A 772-nucleotide genomic window follows, 5' to 3' on the forward strand; every position below is an offset into this window, starting at 1 on the left:
CCTTGGCGTAACATGGGCAAAGATAAATTAACCCCCATCCTATAAATAGCAGATGACAGGCAAATAAAACTCTGGCAACATATCGCCATGACTGTTGCCAACTTATCCGACTTATCAAAAGACCCCATTTACGCCGAGCTTCTGGTGAAAATCCGCGTGCTTGAACAGCGTAATGAGCACCTGCAGCAACAGCTTGATCAAACAAACACAAGTCACGATCAACTACAGCAGCTTTTTAACCAAGTGGTTGAAGAAAACCACAAGCTGTATGAACAAGTGCTTGAACTCATCGAAAAACAAAGGCAGCTTATTCACCGGCTCTATGGACAAAAAAGCGAAGGCATCACTGCCAGACAAACCCACTTAAACTATGAGGCGGCGCAAGAGGACTTAGCGCAGCTTGAACAAATCCGAGATGACTACCTTAGCGGCTTAAGCCAAGATGAGCTTGCCAAGCTGCCTGCGATTGATCGTACTCAGGCAGAAACCCTCATTGATGAGGCTGAGCTTAAAGCCGGCAAAGAGATCACAGATGAGCTGCCAGCTTCAGCCACTGATCAGCCTAAAAAAATAAAGCGTGCCAAATACACAGTGATTCCTGACAACCTTGAGGTCAAAACCCTGGTTCATGAACCACTCACCACCGTTTGTGACTGCGGCTGTCAAATGAAGCGAATTGGGGAGGATAAACAAGACAAACTTGGCATTATCCCTAAGCAGTTTTATATTGAGCGTCACATCTACCCTAAATGGGTATGCCGTGAGTGTGACA

The 772-nt window shown here is 46.0% G+C and carries 1 protein-coding gene; it reads left to right on the forward strand.

Going from position 1 to position 772, the window contains the following annotated elements:
• Positions 1–87: 87 nt before the first annotated feature.
• A partial coding sequence (locus E2R51_RS20565; protein WP_205703369.1) for an IS66 family transposase zinc-finger binding domain-containing protein occupies positions 88–772 on the forward strand: 685 nt, incomplete at its 3' end.

The sequence above is a fragment of the Jeotgalibacillus sp. S-D1 genome (assembly GCF_004358665.1).
Lineage (GTDB): Bacteria > Bacillota > Bacilli > Bacillales > Jeotgalibacillaceae > Jeotgalibacillus.